This is a genomic window from Algoriphagus aquaeductus (genome assembly GCF_003253485.1).
Classification (GTDB): Bacteria; Bacteroidota; Bacteroidia; order Cytophagales; family Cyclobacteriaceae; genus Algoriphagus; species Algoriphagus aquaeductus.
The window spans coordinates 338333-354439 of record NZ_QKTX01000004.1 but is presented as its reverse complement, the minus strand read 5'-3'; the positions used below and the strand labels follow the sequence as shown (position 1 = coordinate 354439).

The following is a 16107-nucleotide window of genomic DNA, read 5'->3' as shown; positions in this document are numbered from 1 at the left end:
AATTTTTATAAATTATTGAAAGGCAATATTTTAAAAACCAAAATAAGAATGTAGACAGAGATTTTCAATCTTGACCTTCGAGGTTTTTGAAAACCTCAAAGGTCAAACGAGCGGCTGAGGAGACTTAGCCGTTTTTTGTTTCCCGTAGATCTTCGCGGAAAAGGTCACAGATCCGCATAGATGAAAAACCTCGATAGAATTTCTGTGAAAATCTGTGTTTTTAATCTGTGCTTTTCTGTGGGAAATAAAAAAGCCCCGATCCCGATAGTTCGAGACCGAGGCTCTTGAAAATTGAATTTGATCATTGCTCATTGAGCATTTTTTAGTCTTTCCCCAAAAACGGATATCTATAATCATTAGGCGACACAAAGGTTTCCTTGATAGTCCGTGGAGAAACCCAGCGGAGCAGGTTGATCATTGATCCGGCTTTGTCATTCGTGCCGGAAGCTCTAGCTCCTCCAAATGGCTGCTGACCGACCACGGCTCCGGTTGGCTTGTCGTTGATATAGAAGTTACCTGCTGCGTTTCTCAGTTTTTGTGTGGCCAATTCGATGGCGTAGCGGTCTTGAGAGAACACAGCACCTGTGAGTGCATACGGAGAAGTCTGATCCACCAGTTCGAGTACCGTTTCAAAGTGCTCTTCGTGGTACACATAGATGGTCAAGACTGGACCGAAGATCTCTTCGCACATGGTAGTGTACATCGGGTCTTGGGTCAAAATTACTGTTGGCTCGATAAAGTAGCCTTTGGACTTGTCATAGTTGCCACCGGCGATGATTTCCACTCCCGGAGTTGCCTTTGCATTGTCAATGTACTTGGCGATTTTGTCAAAAGACTTCTCGTCGATCACCGCATTTACAAAGTTGGTGAAGTCCTCAGTGCCGCCCATTTTGATATCGGCCAGATCTGCAAGCATGTATTTTTTCACATCCTCCCAAAGGTTGGAGGGGATGTAAGCACGGGAAGCGGCGGAGCACTTTTGTCCCTGATATTCGAAGGCGCCACGCACCAATCCAACGGCTACTGCTTTTGCATCAGCGGACTTGTGAGCAAGCACGAAGTCTTTTCCACCGGTCTCTCCGACGATTCTCGGGTAGGACTTATAGCGATGGATATTTTCTCCGATGGTTTTCCAAATGTGCTGGAATACACCCGTAGAACCTGTGAAGTGAATTCCCGCAAAATCCGGATGTTTGAAGATTACCTCTCCGGCCACCGGTCCGTCCACATAGATCAGGTTGATCACTCCGTCGGGCACGCCCGCTTCCTTGAATACTTCCATCAGCACTTGAGCGGAATAAATCTGGGTATAGGCTGGTTTCCAAACGATCGTATTGCCCATCATCGCTGCGGAAGTTGGCAAATTGCCGGCAATCGCGGTGAAGTTGAACGGGGTCAAAGCAAACACAAAACCTTCAAGCGGTCGTTGCTCCACGCGATTCCAAACTCCACCACCAGATACGGGGGGCTGCTGCGCATAGATTTCCGTCATGTACTTCACATTGAAGCGGAGGAAGTCGATAAACTCACAGGCGGAGTCGATTTCGGCTTGCATGGCATTCTTGGATTGGCCGAGCATGGTTGCAGCATTGATTTTAGCTCGGTAAGGCCCGGCAATCAGTTCGGCTGCTTTCAGGAAAATGGCTGCACGCTGTTCCCATTCCAAATTTTCCCAAGCTTCTTTGGCGCCCAAGGCGGCATTGATCGCCTGCTCCACATGAGAGGCGTCGCCTTCATGGAAGTGTCCCAAGATGTGCTGGTGATCGTGAGGAGGTGACATCGCACGAGTGTTGCCTGTTCTAACTTCCTCGCTTCCGATGTACATCGGCACATCGATTTGCTTAGCTCTGAGTTCAGCCAGCATGGCCTGAAGTTCCTTGCGCTCGGGGCTGCCCGGAGCATATGCTTTTACCGGCTCATTGACGGGAGCAGGAACGTTGAAAAATCCCTTTAACATGATATTTGGAGTTTATTTGATTTCTGAGAGGCCAAAGATAAGTTTTACTCATTTAACGGGCAGTGATTTGCCTTACAAAAGCGATTCTAATTCTTTTAAATGGCGGATTTCGTAAGTAGGTGTGAGTTCGATAGTTTTTTCTTCAGGATTGAAGAAAACCTGGTCGATTTCGGCCCGTTGAGCGCCTAAAATGTCAGATGCCGGATTATCACCAATCATCAGACAGACATCAGGAGTAGTTTTGAGCTGGTCCATGGTGTAATGGAAAATTCTAGGATCTGGCTTTTTATAGCCCGTAGTTTCGGATGTGATCACCAGCTCAAAATACCCATCCAAGTCGGCAGATTTCATTTTTTTAGCCTGAGATTCATTGAATCCATTGGTGATGACATGAATGCGATACTTTTCCTTCAGGTAAGTCAAGATTTCTTTGGAGTAGGGAAAAACGTGAGGTTTGGAGGAAGTTCGATGCATAAAGTCTTCTTCAAACTCGGCAGGAATTGCCTTATAATTTCCTCCGGCATGTTCGAATATCCTTGGGAACCGTTCTTTTCTCAGATAATGCTTGTCGATCTTTCCAACATTGTACCAGTCCCAAAGCTGGAAATTGACTTCATGAAAGGATTCGAAGAATTTTTCAAAGGTTGGAATTCCCAAATCCTGAAGGCTGTAGATTTGATAAAGTTCAGAAAGGGATTCGGTGACATTTCGATCGTAATCCCAAAGGGTATGGTCCAGATCGAAGAAAAGGTGTTGGTATGTTTTCAAAATGTAATCAGCGTCGGTAAGTATGGTTTTGAATTTTATTGATGGCCAGTTCTCTGTTGGATTTCAGGATTTCAAAGGTTTCCTGATCTTTAATTAGGCTGGGGTCCTTTTGGATAAACTTGAAAATCTGCTGAATGATTTCAAGGTATTCCTCCAAAATGTAATAGAAAACCCATTGATCGATTCTCCGACTGCCCAAAAGCCCTGCATTTTTAAGGTATATCAAGTGACGGCTGGTTTTGGTTTGGGTGAAATCCAAAATATGCTCAAGGTCCGAGATGCTCAATTCTTTATTGAGCATGAGCAAATGGATTACACGTACCCTTGGCTCCTCTGATAGCGCTTTGAATATCCTGAGCCCATAGTTTAAGCTGATGTTTTTAAGTCTCATTAGTAACTTTTAACTTGTGCCGTCGGTTAAACCTAAAAGAAATCCCCGAAATTAGTTCTAATTCGCATCGCAATTCCACTCGGCCACATCTCATTTCTTCCCCGTGAAATTACCTAAGCTTACATATCTCTTCTCACTACTCGGATTGATTTTTCTGTCCCAGACTGCATTTTCTCAAGATACCCAGGATAAAAAAGTCATCCAGCTTTCGGGGATTATTTTAAATGCAGATAGTACTGACGCTGTTCCCGGCGTAAATATTTATGTGCCTAAAAAAGGTAGGGGGACTGCTTCCGGTCGCTTTGGTTACTTTTCCATGCCAGTTCTGGAAGGTGACAGTGTGGTTTTTTCCTTCATTGGATTGAAAAAACAGACTTTCAAAGTACCGGAAAAAGTTGAAAGTGATCGAATTTCTTTAATCTTGACGATGGAGGTGGATGAGATTGCGTTGGCAGAAATCATGGTTATGCCTTATCCCACAGAAGAAGAATTCAAAAAAGCAGTCATTGCAATGAATGTGGTGGACCCTATGTCAATCAGCAGGTCCAATATGAGTCCCGAGATGCTTTTGAGGTGGGCTGAGTCAATGCCGGCCTCAGGTGGAGAGAATTTCAGATATTTCCAACAAGGGCAAATGTTACAAAATCAGGATTTATATGGACCACGTCCGCTTAGGATTTTGGACCCATTTGCGTGGTCACAGTTTATTCGCTCTATCAAAAGAGGCGACCTTAAAAGCAAATAATCCAGCGTTCGCATTCTTTTGATTCTTAAGCCGAATAAATCATCGAGAAAGATTTGGTGAGATTTATTTAAAAAGATATCTTTGTGCCTCGTTTCAAAAAAGGCAAAAATTACTAGCTATAAACATGAAATCGAGCCCAAAGTAGTCAATCCCTCATAAGGGACTACTTACAGGTAGATTCCATATGGGTATAGAAAAACAATTATAAATCATATGAAAAAAGATATTCATCCTAACTACAGAGACGTAGTATTCTACGATACCTCTAGCGAGTTTAAGTTTTTGACTAAGTCTACTATCGAGACTAGCGAAACCATCGAGTGGACTGACGGCAAATCTTACCCAGTTTACAAAATCGAAGTGAGCTCTGAATCTCACCCATTCTACACAGGCAAGAAAATGCTTCTTGATACTGCAGGCCGAGTGGAGAAATTCAACAAAAGATACGCGAAGAAGTAATTCTTGGCAGTTTAAGCCGAAAAAGTCTCCCGGAGCAAGGATTCCGGGAGACTTTTTTATTTTTGTCCTATGACCAATATTCTGTTGTTTGACGATCCTGCGATCCGAGGATCATTGCTTCCTTTTACTTTTACCAGACCTGTTGCGGATATCAGAGTGGGTATTCTCAAGATTTCAGAAAAATGGAAGATGCTCACCGGGGCTCAAATTTCATTTTTGACTCAAGAATATCTCCAAAAGAAATTTCCAAGAACTGAGGAAAAAGCCCTCGCCGTCAATGGTGCTTGGCTTCCTGATGCTTATTCACTTAGGATCATTTCTTTGCTCAGGACCGATGAGGTGCTGTATTTTGGTAAAACGATTCTTGCGGGATACATCGGAGAAACGGAGAAAAACTTAAGCACGCTGGCTGACAAAAAGGCTGTTCAACTGGAGCAAGAGCCGGTTCTGTTGCAGAAAACTTGGCAGATCTTCCAATTCAACGGTGCTGAAATCAGGAAAGACTATACCTTATTGACCAAGGGCAGAACTTCCCAGCCTGTGCATGATCCCCACACCGTGGTATATGGATCAAATCAGATTTTTATCGAAGAAGGGGCCAAGATCAAAGCTGCTGTACTCAACGCAGAAAGTGGGCCTATCTACATCGGGAAGAATACTGAAATCCAGGAAGGTTCCTTGATTAGAGGTCCATTCGCACTGTGTGAAGGTTCTACGGTAAATATGGGAGCCAAACTACGTGGTGACACCACGGTTGGGCCATTTTCCAAAATTGGGGGTGAAGTCTCTAATTCGGTGATTTTTGGGTACTCCAACAAAGGACATGAAGGATTTTTGGGGAATTCCGTCATTGGTGAGTGGTGCAACTTGGGTGCCGATACCAATACCTCCAATCTCAAAAATAACTATGCCCCGGTTAAACTTTGGGATTACACTAAAGGAGGGTTTTCCAATACCGGACTTCAGTTTTGTGGCTTGATGATGGGTGACCATAGCAAGTGCGGAATCAACACCATGTTCAACACAGGGACTGTGGTGGGAGTTGGTGCTAATATTTTTGGGGATGGCTATCCTCGGAATTTTATCCCTTCTTTCTCATGGGGAGGTGCTGCCGGCTTCTCGACTTTTACAATGCCCAAGTTTGAAGAAACGGCCATAGCAGTCTACGGCCGAAGAGGCGTGGAATGGACTCCGGTCGAAAAAGAAATCTTGGATAAGGTTTTTGAATTGACCAAAAGCTATAGAATTTGGGATAAAACTTCCTGATCCATCCAGTTATGCAGTTTGCAGAAATACCAGGGCTCCCTGAAACCAAAGAAAAGCTACTCAATGCGGTCAAATTCAATCATTTGGCACATGCGCTGCTGTTTCATGGGCCAGAAGGCTCAGCCAATCTGACCTTGGCCTTGGCTTTAGCTACCTACCTTTATTGCGAAAATCCGAGTGAAACTGATTCTTGCGGATCTTGTGGGTCTTGTCAGCGGATGAAAAAACTGATCATGCCGGATTTGAATTTTGCCTTTCCGGTGATCGCCTCTTCCAAGGACGATGAAGGAGGAGACGATGGCGAAAAGGAAGAAAAGACCGATATTCTGGGCAATTGGAGAAAGTTTGTCCTTGGTCAGCCTTACGGTAATGTTCACGACTTCATCTATTTCAATGGCTTTGAGAAAAAGCAATTGAACATCTCCAAAGCTGCGGCCCGAAAGATCATTCAGGCACTTTCGCTGATGTCTTTCGAAGGAGGATACAAAATTATGTTGATCTGGGCGCCCGAATTTCTCCATCCATCAGCGGCCAACTCCCTGCTGAAAATTATTGAAGAGCCGCCTGCCAAGACCATTTTTATGCTAGTGACTTCTCAGGCAGATCAGCTGTTGACTACCATTCTTTCCCGTACTCAAAAAATCATGGTGAGAGCCTTCTCGGATGAGGAGATCAAAAATCACCTGGTGGATGCCGGTCTATGTGAAAATAAGGCAGCCGAGCAAATCGCCATGCTGGCTGATGGCAATCTCAGAGAAGCCTATCGCCTCTTGGAAAATGTCGAAGATCAAACCGTCCGTCAGGTAAGGGATTGGTTCAGACTCTGTGTGACCAAAAACCTGAAAGACCTTTTCAATCTTTCGGATGAGTTTCACAAGTACGATAAAGAGGCCCAAAAATCATTGATTTTGGCTGGACTAAACGTGACCCGGGAGATCATGCTCAAGAATCTCGAACTGGAAAACCTGCTTCGTACCACCGATGAGGATCGGGATTTTATCAACAAGATCAGTAAAAATGTGCTCACCGAAGATCATGCCCTGAAGATGTATGAGGCCTTCAATCAGGCGCATTATCATCTTGAGCGAAATGGCAATGCCAAAATGATTTTCACCGACTTGTCCATGGAATTGTTGCTGATGATGTCAAAGAACTAAGTCATGGAGCAGAAAATCATCGGCCGAAAAGAGAAAATCACCCTTCCCGAATTGGGGCTTAACCTGGTCTGGGCAAAAATTGATACAGGGGCATATACCAGCAGCCTTCATGCGGAGGAAATCAGAGAAGAAGAGCTTGAGGGAAAGAAAGTCCTCAAATTTCAAATCCTGATGCCCAAGCATCAAAAATTTACGGGGAAAACCCTCGTTTTTGAAAAATACAGAGAAAAGAAAGTAAAAAACTCCTTCGGTCAAGCAGAAATCCGCTTCTTGATCGAAACCAAAATACAGCTCGCCGGGGAGACCTTTAGGACTGAGTTTACGCTTACTGACAGGTCCAGCATGAAAAATTCCATCCTACTGGGCAGAAAGATTCTTCGGGGCAAATTCCTCGTGGATGTATCCAAAACCAACTTGGGTAAAACCTACCGCAAAAAGAAATGAAAATTGCCGTCCTTTCGAGGAACACCAAACTATTTTCGACCCGAAGACTTGTTGAAGAAATTCAAAATGCAGGGCATGAGGCCATGGTGGTTGATCACAGCCTTTGCGATTTGATTATCGAGCAAGAGGGCCCCTCCATCATTTATAAAGGGCAAAAGCTAGAAGGAGTGGACGCCATTATCCCACGAATCGGAGCTTCTGTGACGTTTTATGGAACTGCCGTGGTCCGTCAGTTTGAGCTGATGGGGGCATTTTCTGTGGTGACCTCACAGGCGATCGTTCGGAGCAGGGACAAGCTCAGAAGCTTGCAGATCCTTTCCAAAAACGGCTTGGGAATGCCCAAGACCGCCTTTACAAATTTTTCAAAAGGAGGGGAAAAACAGCTGATCGAACAAGTAGGCAGTGCACCTGTGATTATCAAACTGCTCGAAGGAACTCAGGGGCTTGGGGTAGTATTGGCAGAAACAAAGAAGGCGGCCCAGTCTGTGATCGAAGCTTTCCATGGATTGAAGGCTAGAATTATCGTTCAGGAATTTATCAAAGAGGCCAAAGGGGCCGATATCCGGGCTTTTGTAGTGAATGGAAAAGTCGTAGGAGCCATGAAGCGTCAGGGTGCTGAAGGTGAGTTCCGCTCCAATCTCCACAGAGGAGGTGTGGCCACCGTGATAAAGTTGAGCCGTGCCGAGAGACAAGCCGCCCTCAATGCTGCCAAAGCTTTGGGACTGGACGTAGCTGGGGTGGATATGCTCCAATCAGCAAGAGGACCATTGATTTTGGAGGTGAACAGTTCCCCTGGTCTGGAAGGTATTGAAAGTGCTACAGGGGTCAATATCGCTGCTGAAATTGTCAAATTTGTGGAGGATGGAGTCCGCAAAAAATCTTCTAAACGAGAAAAACATTAATGAGCTACGTCATCAAAATAGGCACCAGAGGCAGTAAGCTTGCGCTTTGGCAGGCCTACCACGTGGAGGATCTGCTGAAAAAAGCAGGTCTTGAATCCGAAATTGTCATCATTGATACCAAGGGCGACCAGGTCTTGGATGTGTCGATCTCCAAGATTGGTTCCAAAGGGGTTTTTACTCAGGAGTTGGAAGATCAATTGCTTGATGGTCGGATTGATATTGCGGTACATTCTGCCAAGGATATGCAGTCCAATTTGGATGAAGCCTTTGAAATCATAGCATTTACTGAGCGGGAAAAGGAAAATGACATCCTGCTTTCCAAGAATAAAGGCTTTTCAATTTCAGATGCTTCGCAGCCCTTGGTTTTGGGTACTTCCTCCACGCGACGGATTGCCACACTAAAGCATTTTTATCCCCATGTGAAAACAGTCGATGTCAGAGGCAATCTTCAAACTCGAATCCGAAAAATGGAGGAGGGGCTTTGCGATGCCTTATTGCTGGCTTATGCAGGGGTGCATCGGATGGGCTATGATGATCTGATTGCTGAATACTTGGATTTGGATGAATTCACTCCTGCTGTAGGGCAAGGATCTGTGGCAATTGAATCTGCTAAAAATCTCGATCCGAGCCTCCGATCTCAAATCATTCAAGCCTGCAATCACTCTGAAACCGAAACCAGACTTCGAGCAGAAAGAGCTTACCTCAGGGTGTTGGAAGGTGGATGCAGTATTCCCGTTTTTGCAATGGCAAAGCTTGAAAATGACCAGTTGAAGCTCAATGGAGGAATTGTAAGCCTGGATGGGAAGCAACGGATCACTTTTCACCTTCAAGGATCCAGTTCTGATCCGGAGAGCCTTGGTCAGGAGTTGGCCTCAAAAGTATTGTCGGCCGGCGGGAAAGAAATTTTAGAACAAATCAAAAAAGCACAATCCTGATATGCGAAAGCTAAGCACGCTTCTGATTTTCGGACTTCTTCTGGCAAGTTCTTGGGCTTGTGGGAAGGACAAAGATTATCTTATCACTATTTCCACCCGTCACGGAGAGATCAAGGCTATCCTTTTTGACGATACGCCTGAGCATAAAAAGAATTTTATTGCTTTGGCGGAGTCCGGAAGATTTGATTCTACCCAGTTTCATCGGGTGATCAAGGATTTTATGGTTCAGGGTGGGGATGTTTTTGGAAAGGAAGGATTGCCCGCACAGCAATGGCCGACGCTTCCAGCTGAGATTTTGCCCCAGCATGTCCACACCAAAGGAATGATTGCTGCAGCCCGTCAAGGTGACAACATCAACCCACAAAAGAGAAGCAATGGATCGCAGTTTTATATTGTGCAGGGCAGAACGTATGAGGAATTGGAGCTGACCACTGATTTTCCCGCCTTGCAAAAGGCTGTTTTTCAATACATGCAGCTAGGTTCAGGCCAAGAACTCAAGCAAGAGTATTCACGCTTGTTTGAAGAACAAAAGTTTGACAGTCTGACTAATCTTTTGCTTTCCAAGCGGGATGAAATTGCATCGACTTTAAAGATCAAACTCACGAAAGATTACACACCTGAGCAAATCAAGGCCTATGCCGTGGTCGGAGGTACTCCCCATCTCGACTTTGAGTATACCGTATTTGGGCAAGTACTGACTGGCTTGGAGGTTGTGGATAAAATTGCCTCAGAACCTACCACACGAGAAGTACCCAATGATCCGGTCCTGATGAAGGTGACGGTGGAAAAAGTGTCTCGAAAAAAAATTGAAAAAGAATTCGGCTATGTCTACCCGTCCAACAAATAAGCCTAGACTTCTCATCACGGGTGCCAATGGCTTACTCGGACAAAAACTGGTGGATCAGTTGGTGTCAGAAGGTCAATTTGATGTCCTGGCCACCGGTAGAGGAAGCTGTAGACTTTCGGGAAGCGGATTTCAATATCATTCCCTGGATATCGAAAATCAAGAGCAGGTCGAAGAGGTACTGCTGGCACTGAGGCCAGAAGTCATCATTCACGGGGCAGCGATGACCCATGTAGATGAATGTGAGCTTAATCAGGATGCCTGTCACCGGGCCAATGTGCTCGCCACCCAGTATCTGGTGGAAGCTTCAGAAAAAATCAACGCCCATTTTATCTTCGTTTCCACAGATTTTATTTTTTCAGGAGAAGATGGAAAAAATCCCTATGATGAAGAAGCCACTCCCGATCCTGTCAACTATTACGGACAGACCAAATTGGAAGGAGAGCTAATCGTCAAAAACTCCAAGCTAAGATGGGCTATTGCCCGGACAGTTTTGGTATATGGAATCGCCAATGATCTCAGTCGGTCCAATATTATCCTTTGGGTGAAGTCTTCATTGGAAGCCGGAAAAGAAATTCAGGTGGTAGACGACCAAGTAAGGACACCGACTTTAGCAGAAGACTTGGCAGCGGGTTGTATTTTGATTTCAAAAAAGAAGGCAGAAGGGGTGTTCAATATTTCCGGGGCAGATCTTTTGACGCCTTATCAAATGGCCATAGAAACTGCCGAGTATTTTGGACTTAACAAAACCTTAATCAAGCAGACGGATTCTGCAAAGTTTAAGCAGCCTGCCAAACGCCCGATGAAAACAGGTTTTATCATCGAAAAAGCCAGAAAACAACTGGGATTTGAACCCAAAAGTTTCCGAACGGGAATAGGTATTTTGGCAAAACAAATTATCTTAGCCCGCTCTTAAAAAGCAGTTTATACCCTTAATTTAACTTTAGCATTATCTATGGCAGTAAGTTCTAATACCGAGGACAGAGGTCAGTTTGGATCGAGTCTTGGCTTTATCATGGCCGCGGCTGGTTCGGCTGTTGGACTTGGCAACATTTGGCGATTTCCATACCTCACCGGAGAAAATGGAGGAGGAGCGTTCGTTTTTGTCTACATACTTTGCGTATTGCTCATCGGTCTACCCCTTCTTTTCAATGAGATTGCTCTAGGAAGAAGATCTGGCAAAAACCCCATTGGAGCCATTCGTGAGACCGGAGGAAACAAATTCTGGCAATTGGCCGGGGTACTCTGCGTGATGGTCTGCTTTTTTGTTTTCAGCTACTACTCAGTGATTGCCGGTTGGACTGTAGGGTATATCGTGACTGAAATCATCAATATTCCTGTGAATTTTGATGAGTTCGTAGAGACTCCAATGTATGTCATTCCATTGACGTTCTTTTTTATTCTTTTGACCATTTTGATCGTGTTGGGAGGAGTTTCGGGCGGAATTGAAAAAGCTGCCAAGTTCTTGATGCCCATCCTTTTCATTATTATCCTGTTTATTGCGTGACGATCTGTAACCTTGGAGGGAGCTGAGGCCGGTATTCAATATTATCTGAACCCGGACTTTTCAAAAATCAACGGAACGGTAATCCTTCAGGCTTTGGGTCAGGCGTTTTTCTCCATGTCTGTTGGGTGGGGTTTGATGATCACGTTTGGTTCTTATTTGGATAAAAAGTCAAACATCATTCAATCTTCAGGCTGGATCGCCGGAATGGATACGGCGGTGGCATTGTTGGGAGGATTGATGGTTTTCCCTGCATTGTTTGCTTTGCTTCCTGGCAAAGATCCTGCTGCTGGACCAGCTTTGGTTTTTGACGTGTTGCCTAAGGTATTTGATGCCATGCCCGGTGGAAATATCGTCGGTGGACTTTTCTTTATTTTGTTGATGGTTGCCGCATTGACCTCTACTATCTCAATGCTGGAAGTGCCAGTTGCTTATTTGATTGACGACAGAAAATGGGATCGTAAAAAAGCGACTTGGACTGTAGGGATTGCAGCAATGATTATGTCTGTTCCGTCGGCGCTATCCTCTATCGAAGGGAATGTATTCGCAGAGATTCGATTTACTTTCCTTAGCAATGAATTGGTTGGATTTTTCGGAGCCATGGACTTCATTTTCGGAACATTCGCCGTGATTGTGATCTGTCTGATGCTAGCCTTGTATACAGGATGGGGACAGAAGATCAGTGATTATGCTGATGAGTTGGCCAATGGTGCACCGGGCTTTAAAGGTATTTATCGTTCAGGTTGGATGTTCTTTATCAAGTGGGTTTGTCCGATTGTAATCATTTTGCTGATTTTGAATATGATTGGATTGTTTGGAGCCCCACAAGCTGCCTAGTCCGAATCATTCAATTACTAAATAAAAAAGGCTGACTGACAGCCTTTTTTATTTAGTTCTCTTTTTATAACTTTTGTCTCAAGCTGGTGTTTTTTCATTTCAATCTAACCTGTTATGCGAGTTCTTTTGGTCGATGACAATGCCCTCCATTTGCTGATTTTAAGGAAGATTTTTGAGAAGTCAAATGATGAAGTGGTTGTGGCAAGAAATGGTAAAGAAGCCCTTCGGTTTTTAGAGTTTGATCCCAAATTTCAGGTAATCCTGACGGACATGATGATGCCTGAAATGGATGGTGTGGAGTTAGTTCATCACGTCAGAGAGAGTACAGCGATGCAACGTATTCCCGTCATCGGATTTACTTCAGGTGATATCGAGTATTATAGAGGTAAGGGCGGAGAATTGTTTGATGCGTTGGTTCCAAAGCCGTTTGACTTCCAGGATTTATATTTTTTGGCCAAAAGCACGGCTGCGTGACCGGTTGTTAAAAATTCTTGGCAATGGAATTGCGGAGAGGACGTTAGCAGTAAACTAAACCAAAATCCAATTTCTATGAAAAAGATCATTTTAGCCGCAATGTTTTTGGGCTTTTTTGCCCTCAACGTATTTGCTCAGGGAGGATTTGGCATCAAGGCCGGATTGAGCAGTACCGAGGTTGATTTCAAAAATGAACAATTTGTGCCACAAGGTGCACAGACTGGGTATCACGTCGGTGTTTTTGGACGAATCGGAGCAGGAGGGTTTTTTGTCCAGCCAGAACTCCTATTTACTCAGACCAGTGGGAAGTTTCTCAATGATCAGGATCAAATCAAAGCAGAATTCAATCGCTTGGATGTACCGGTCATGGTTGGCATGAGGTTTTTCAAACTTCTGAGACTACAGGCTGGACCGATTGCCAGCCTAAATATCAATTCCAAATTGAAGGAAGCCGGAAATACAATTGATAATGTTGAATTTAAAAATGCCACTTTGGGCTATCAGGCAGGTTTGGGAATTGACTTGGGAAATCTGTCTGTCGACGCAAAGTATGAAGGAGGTCTCAGCAAATGGACCGAGAATATCGGCAATTTCGACACAGACAATAGAATCAACCAATGGGTGCTTTCGGTAGGGTTTAGAATTTTCTGATAAGACGCTATTCTGCCTGTAGACGAATATTCCTATCATTTTGGCTGGGAGACCGAAGACGGAAGACCGAAGAAGTCCAAGAATTTTCAATCCCGCATTCATTTGAACTTCTAACTAGGCTGCTGGTGAAGTTCCATATATCCAGATAGGATTTTAATCATCCAGATCAAAAAAAAACAGGCCCTTTCGAAAAGCGGAAGGGCCTGTTTAGTTTCAAACTTGAGGTTTGCTCAACTTTACTTTTCCATGACCAGTGGTCCTGGTGTTGCCCACTCGTGAATCGGTTTGAGGTCGATGACATAGACGCTACGGCCGTGGGTCCCGACCACCAGATGGTTTTCACGCTGCTGGATGACCATGTCGTAGATGGCTACGTTCGGGATTTCGCCTTGGTAAAGGTTCCAGTTTTTTCCTTCATCCATACTCACATACAAGCCATGGTCTGTGCCTAGATACAGCAGGTTTGGCATTTTTGGGTCTTCGATGATGATGTTGGTAGATTCATCCGGCAGGTTGGATTTGATCGAAACCCAGGTTTTGCCGTAATCCTCACTCATGTAGACATACGTGTTAAACTCATCGTATCGGTAGCCATTCAAGGTGATGTACACTCGCCCTTCTTTGAATCTTGAAGGAGAAATACTGCTTACCCAGCGGTCCTGGGGAAGCCCAGCATTGAGACTGGTCCAATTGCCACCGTTGTTTCGGGTTACCCAGACATTGCCGTCGTCCGAACCGGCGTAGAGCGTGCCAAATTCGAGAGGAGATTCTTCCACCACCGTAAGAGAGGCAAAAGGCACGTTTCCGCTTTTCTGGTTTTTGGTTAGGTCAGGAGAGATCGTTTTCCAGGTGTTTCCTTGGTCGAGCGATTGGTAGACGTACTGCGAACCCATGTATACGATGTCCTGATTATGATAGCTGAGCTCGGCAGGGGTTCTCCAGTTCCAGCGGTTAGGGGCATTTCCGATGTCATGACCCGGTGTGATGCGTCGTCTTTCTCCGGTCTCTTTGTTGATTCGCATGTAGTTTCCAAACTGCGATCCAGTGTAGACGATATTGTTGTTTCGAGTATCTACCGCGACCACCATGCCGTCACCACCCAGAAGTGGCTCCCATGGATCTTCGGGCTTGTTGGTGGATTTGCCAAACCAAACGCCGTTGTCTTGCATGCCTCCGTAAATGTTGTAAGGCTTGGCATCATCTACCATGATGGAGTAAAACTGCGAGATCGGCATCTGTGTGTTCAGGTGATCCCAACGCGCACCGCCTCCATAGCTACGGTATAATCCACCGTCATTGCCGAGTAAGATGTGCTTGCTGTCCTTAGGATTGATCCACATGGCTTGATGATCAGAGTGGGGTCTACCGATGGAGTCAGTACGGGAGAAGTTTTTCCCTCCGTCTCTGGAGACCAAGAGTGGTACGCCCAATACAAATACTTCATTTTCGTCCGAAGTGCTTACCCGCACTTCACCAAAGTAATAGCCATAGGAGTTATACAATTGGCTAATGTCGGATTCCGAAACTTTTTTCCAGCTCTTGCCGGCGTCTTCAGATCGGTACACTTCTGCTCCTTTGATCGGCTGACCAAACATAGCCGCATTGGCATCCACAGCACCCCCCAGGTAGTTGGCGATCTGGGTGGTGGTAATTTTACCGGTTTTCAGCTGTCGCTTGAGTTCGGCAGGGGTGTATTTGGTGGCAAATTGATTTCGTCTCAGAAAGGATTCGAGCTTTTTGTCATCCAAAGCCAAGGCTTGATCCAAAGTCATGTCTTTGAAGTCCTCTATTTTGATCGGATTTTCCTCCTGCTGCTGATTGCCACGCTGTCTTGGGGCAGGAGCGGGTTTGTCGGATTTGCCCTGATTGTCCAGCAAAGCATAGACTATATTGGGTTGGGATAAAGCAAAGTCAAAGCCGATTCGGCCTACAAATTCATCCTGTGGGAATCCTTCCACGGCTTTCTTCCAGGTGTTTCCACCGTCTTCCGATCTCCAGATCGCTGATCCTTTTCCGTTGCCGATGAAGTCATGCGCCTGACGGAATCGCTCCCAGCTTGATGCCAAAAGCACATCCGGGTTGGTTGGGTGGACTTTGATGTCGATGATGCCGGTGTTGTCATCGATGTAGAGGACTTTTTTCCAAGTCTTCCCTCCGTCAGTGGTTTTATAGAGCCCCCGCTCTTTGTTTTTGGAGTATAGGGAACCCATCGACCCAACCCACACGATATCCGGATTGGTCGGGTGAATCTGAATTTGACCGATATGGTGGGAGTGGAGCAAGCCCATCATTTGGAAGGTTTTGCCCCCGTCGGTGGATTTGTATAGACCTGCTCCGGCATAAGTAGACCGGCTGGAATTGTTTTCGCCTGTACCTACCCAAAGGACTTGGTTGTCTGACTTGGAAAGCGCCATGGCGCCGATTCCCAAAGCGCCCTGATGGTCAAAAATCGGGGTAAAGGACTGACCGTTGTCTTCGGTTTTCCATACGCCCCCAGAAGCTGCTGCGATGTAAAAGGTGTTGGTATTGTTGGCCACCTCGAGATCTACGATACGGCCTGACATGTTGGTGGGGCCGACGTTTCGGGCTTTGAAATCCTTAAGTGGCGTGGAGGACAGCATGGCTTTGTGCTTGTCTACAGATTCTTGCAGGGCTTTTTCGGAGGTGGGTTTGATGTCCTGTGCCAAGGAGCTGAAGGAAATCAGTCCTGCAGCAAGGAGAATGAGGTAAGTTGATTTTTGCATGTGGTTTTCTTTGATCAGGAGGGAATATA

Annotated in this window: 15 protein-coding genes and 1 pseudogene; 12 read left to right on the top strand and 4 right to left on the bottom strand. The window is 45.3% G+C overall.

What is annotated here, in order from left to right; translation table 11 throughout:
* Positions 1-322 precede the first annotated feature (322 nt).
* The 3 genes from pruA to CLV31_RS07870 form a co-directional block, all read right to left on the bottom strand.
* Entirely contained in the window at positions 323-1957 is a 1635-nt protein-coding gene (pruA, locus tag CLV31_RS07880) for an L-glutamate gamma-semialdehyde dehydrogenase (protein ID WP_111392322.1), read from the bottom strand.
* A gap of 72 nt (positions 1958-2029) precedes the next feature.
* On the bottom strand, positions 2030-2725 hold the full coding sequence (locus CLV31_RS07875) for a YjjG family noncanonical pyrimidine nucleotidase (protein WP_111392321.1): 696 nt from the start codon (positions 2723-2725) through the stop codon (positions 2030-2032).
* Between the two features lie 7 nt (positions 2726-2732).
* Positions 2733-3116, bottom strand: coding sequence for an ArsR/SmtB family transcription factor (locus tag CLV31_RS07870; protein ID WP_111392320.1), 384 nt, complete (start codon positions 3114-3116; stop codon positions 2733-2735).
* Between the two features lie 145 nt (positions 3117-3261).
* Between CLV31_RS07870 and CLV31_RS07865 the strand changes: the two genes are divergently transcribed.
* The 12 genes and pseudogenes from CLV31_RS07865 to CLV31_RS07810 all read left to right on the top strand — a co-directional run bounded on the left by CLV31_RS07865 (position 3262) and on the right by CLV31_RS07810 (position 13334).
* Positions 3262-3861, top strand: a complete 600-nt coding sequence (locus CLV31_RS07865; protein WP_245943358.1) for a carboxypeptidase-like regulatory domain-containing protein — start codon at positions 3262-3264, stop codon at positions 3859-3861.
* Between the two features lie 213 nt (positions 3862-4074).
* Positions 4075-4320 (top strand): type B 50S ribosomal protein L31, encoded by a 246-nt coding sequence (locus CLV31_RS07860; protein ID WP_111392318.1) that lies wholly within the window; start codon positions 4075-4077, stop codon positions 4318-4320.
* 69 nt (positions 4321-4389) lie between these two features.
* Complete coding sequence (locus CLV31_RS07855; RefSeq protein WP_111392317.1) at positions 4390-5586, top strand: GlmU family protein; 1197 nt, start codon at positions 4390-4392, stop codon at positions 5584-5586.
* Positions 5587-5597: 11 nt separating this feature from the next.
* Complete coding sequence (locus CLV31_RS07850) at positions 5598-6743, top strand: DNA polymerase III subunit (protein ID WP_111392316.1); 1146 nt, start codon at positions 5598-5600, stop codon at positions 6741-6743.
* Between the two features lie 3 nt (positions 6744-6746).
* The gene (locus CLV31_RS07845; RefSeq protein WP_111392315.1) at positions 6747-7187 is read left to right on the top strand and encodes an ATP-dependent zinc protease family protein; all 441 of its coding nucleotides are present in this window, start codon (positions 6747-6749) and stop codon (positions 7185-7187) included.
* Positions 7184-8089, top strand: a complete 906-nt coding sequence (gene rimK / locus CLV31_RS07840; protein ID WP_111392314.1) for a 30S ribosomal protein S6--L-glutamate ligase — start codon at positions 7184-7186, stop codon at positions 8087-8089. Before CLV31_RS07845 ends, rimK begins: the two co-directional genes overlap by 4 nt.
* A complete protein-coding gene (gene hemC / locus CLV31_RS07835; RefSeq protein WP_111392313.1) occupies positions 8089-9024 on the top strand; it encodes a hydroxymethylbilane synthase in 936 nt (311 codons plus the stop codon). The genes rimK and hemC overlap by 1 nt, the downstream gene beginning before the upstream one ends.
* Position 9025: 1 nt before the next feature.
* Positions 9026-9871, top strand: a complete 846-nt coding sequence (locus CLV31_RS07830) for a peptidylprolyl isomerase (protein WP_111392312.1) — start codon at positions 9026-9028, stop codon at positions 9869-9871.
* A complete protein-coding gene (locus tag CLV31_RS07825) occupies positions 9849-10784 on the top strand; it encodes an SDR family oxidoreductase (protein ID WP_111392311.1) in 936 nt (311 codons plus the stop codon). Before CLV31_RS07830 ends, CLV31_RS07825 begins: the two co-directional genes overlap by 23 nt.
* 39 nt (positions 10785-10823) lie before the next feature.
* Positions 10824-12209 (top strand): annotated as a pseudogene (locus CLV31_RS07820) (sodium-dependent transporter).
* 114 nt (positions 12210-12323) lie between these two features.
* Positions 12324-12683 carry a response regulator gene (locus tag CLV31_RS07815; RefSeq protein ID WP_111392310.1) on the top strand — a complete coding sequence of 120 codons (360 nt, stop codon included), beginning with the start codon at positions 12324-12326 and terminating at the stop codon, positions 12681-12683.
* A gap of 75 nt (positions 12684-12758) precedes the next feature.
* A complete protein-coding gene (locus CLV31_RS07810; protein ID WP_111392309.1) occupies positions 12759-13334 on the top strand; it encodes a porin family protein in 576 nt (191 codons plus the stop codon).
* Between the two features lie 236 nt (positions 13335-13570).
* On the opposite strand, the gene CLV31_RS07805 is transcribed toward CLV31_RS07810, so the two are convergent.
* The gene (locus tag CLV31_RS07805; protein WP_111392308.1) at positions 13571-16078 is read right to left on the bottom strand and encodes a WD40/YVTN/BNR-like repeat-containing protein; all 2508 of its coding nucleotides are present in this window, start codon (positions 16076-16078) and stop codon (positions 13571-13573) included.
* Positions 16079-16107 lie beyond the last annotated feature (29 nt).

What these genes read in the sequence shown, in the direction of transcription:
- CLV31_RS07870 (WP_111392320.1), bottom strand. Translation starts at nt 3,116, where the DNA reads ATGAGACTTAAAAACATCAGCTTAAACTATGGGCTCAGGATATTCAAA.
- CLV31_RS07855 (WP_111392317.1), top strand. Translation starts at nt 4,390, where the DNA reads ATGACCAATATTCTGTTGTTTGACGATCCTGCGATCCGAGGATCATTG.
- CLV31_RS07815 (WP_111392310.1), top strand. Translation starts at nt 12,324, where the DNA reads ATGCGAGTTCTTTTGGTCGATGACAATGCCCTCCATTTGCTGATTTTA.
- CLV31_RS07860 (WP_111392318.1), top strand. Translation starts at nt 4,075, where the DNA reads ATGAAAAAAGATATTCATCCTAACTACAGAGACGTAGTATTCTACGAT.
- hemC (WP_111392313.1), top strand. Translation starts at nt 8,089, where the DNA reads ATGAGCTACGTCATCAAAATAGGCACCAGAGGCAGTAAGCTTGCGCTT.
- CLV31_RS07810 (WP_111392309.1), top strand. Translation starts at nt 12,759, where the DNA reads ATGAAAAAGATCATTTTAGCCGCAATGTTTTTGGGCTTTTTTGCCCTC.
- CLV31_RS07850 (WP_111392316.1), top strand. Translation starts at nt 5,598, where the DNA reads ATGCAGTTTGCAGAAATACCAGGGCTCCCTGAAACCAAAGAAAAGCTA.
- CLV31_RS07830 (WP_111392312.1), top strand. Translation starts at nt 9,026, where the DNA reads ATGCGAAAGCTAAGCACGCTTCTGATTTTCGGACTTCTTCTGGCAAGT.
- pruA (WP_111392322.1), bottom strand. Translation starts at nt 1,957, where the DNA reads ATGTTAAAGGGATTTTTCAACGTTCCTGCTCCCGTCAATGAGCCGGTA.
- CLV31_RS07845 (WP_111392315.1), top strand. Translation starts at nt 6,747, where the DNA reads ATGGAGCAGAAAATCATCGGCCGAAAAGAGAAAATCACCCTTCCCGAA.
- rimK (WP_111392314.1), top strand. Translation starts at nt 7,184, where the DNA reads ATGAAAATTGCCGTCCTTTCGAGGAACACCAAACTATTTTCGACCCGA.
- CLV31_RS07805 (WP_111392308.1), bottom strand. Translation starts at nt 16,078, where the DNA reads ATGCAAAAATCAACTTACCTCATTCTCCTTGCTGCAGGACTGATTTCC.
- CLV31_RS07825 (WP_111392311.1), top strand. Translation starts at nt 9,849, where the DNA reads ATGTCTACCCGTCCAACAAATAAGCCTAGACTTCTCATCACGGGTGCC.